This window comes from Microbacterium sp. P5_E9, from assembly GCF_054049175.1.
This window is the reverse complement of sequence record NZ_JBFUMV010000036.1, coordinates 1-1,250: the sequence shown is the minus strand read 5'-3', so window position 1 is coordinate 1,250 and position 1,250 is coordinate 1. Positions and strand designations below refer to the sequence as shown.

Sequence of the window (1,250 nt, the reverse complement as noted above, 5' to 3'; positions counted from 1 at the left end):
TCACTGGTGTTCACGCTCACGCGTCGTTCGAGAGTCAGGCGCTCGTTGAAGAACGCCGTCACATGCGGGGCGAGCGAAGTCATACCCAACCTCCGGCGACGTGCATCTCGCAACGCTCAGCAATGCTGCGCATGAGCTCTGGCACTGCTTCAAGGTACCAGTACGTGTCGGCCGCCTTGGTGTGTCCCAAGTAGGTTGAGAGCATCAACAAATGCTTCGTGATGTGATCTCGCCCGTCTGGACAGGTCTGTAGCGCGCGAACCGCAAAGGCGTGTCTGAGTGAATGTGGCGTCGCTCGACGATTCCCTCGTCCTCGAGGCAACCCCATCTTTGCTGCCACCGTTCGGAAGGCACAGTCAACGTCGGCCGATAGCAGCGGCTTACGACGCAGCGAGATAAATACGTGATCGTCGAAGGGTGCATACGGACGTCGGTCCTGCAGGTAACGCTCCAAGCCAGCGCGAGCACTCTCATGCAATGGGACCAGTCGGCTCTTTCTAAACTTCGTGTCGCGGATCAGCAGGCCATCTGCCGCGAGGTCGGCGTATCGCAATCGAATGGCCTCTGAGACGCGAAGCCCTGTACACGACAGCAGCGCGAACAGCGTGCTGTAGGTCTTCCTTCGCAAAGTGCGGTAGCCCGACTGGGCGGCCAACCGGATGAGTTCGGCGATCTGCTCATCGGAGAGGATGTACGGAGTCGGCCGAGGCCGACTTGCACTGCCGAAGATCTTGGGTGGGATTTGGTGGCGTGTATCTTCGGCGCGCAGATATCGAGCCAACCGCTCGACGTCTCCCAACCGGCGGGCCCGTTGATGAATCGACRGAACCTTTGCCGCCCAATCTATGGCCGTCTGAGACTTGACCCAACGCTGGCCCAGTCCATCCGCATACGCTGCGAAGCCTCTCAAGTTGAAGCTTGTGGTTCTGATGTGGAAGCCAGCGGCTCGTCGCTCTGACAGATAGGATTCAACGGCCCGGCTTAGCATGGTGCCACCTCCGGCCACGGTTGGGCAATCTGCTGCAGCGAGGTGACATCAACCTTGGCATAGATTTGCGTGGTCTCCACGCTCCTGTGCCGAAGCAGATCCGCGATCTCTTGCAGCGACGCGCCTTGCCGCAACATGGAACTGGCAACAGAATGACGCAGGAGATGCGCCGCACCTCGGCCCGGCTTGGAAACCCCGGCACGACATATGGCTCTGTCGACAAGCACCGAAACGGCGGCGTGCGACCTCAGGCCTCTGAACG

Annotated in this window: 2 protein-coding genes; both read right to left on the bottom strand. The window is 60.1% G+C overall.

Translation table 11 applies throughout. From position 1 onward, the window contains the following. Positions 1-79 precede the first annotated feature (79 nt). Positions 80-799 carry a tyrosine-type recombinase/integrase gene (locus ACXJ3V_RS20050; RefSeq protein WP_457102117.1) on the bottom strand — a complete coding sequence of 240 codons (720 nt, stop codon included), beginning with the start codon at positions 797-799 and terminating at the stop codon, positions 80-82. 182 nt (positions 800-981) lie between these two features. Then, positions 982-1,250, bottom strand: a 269-nt coding sequence (locus ACXJ3V_RS20045) for a tyrosine-type recombinase/integrase (RefSeq protein ID WP_457102116.1), incomplete at its 5' end; no start/stop codon positions are given.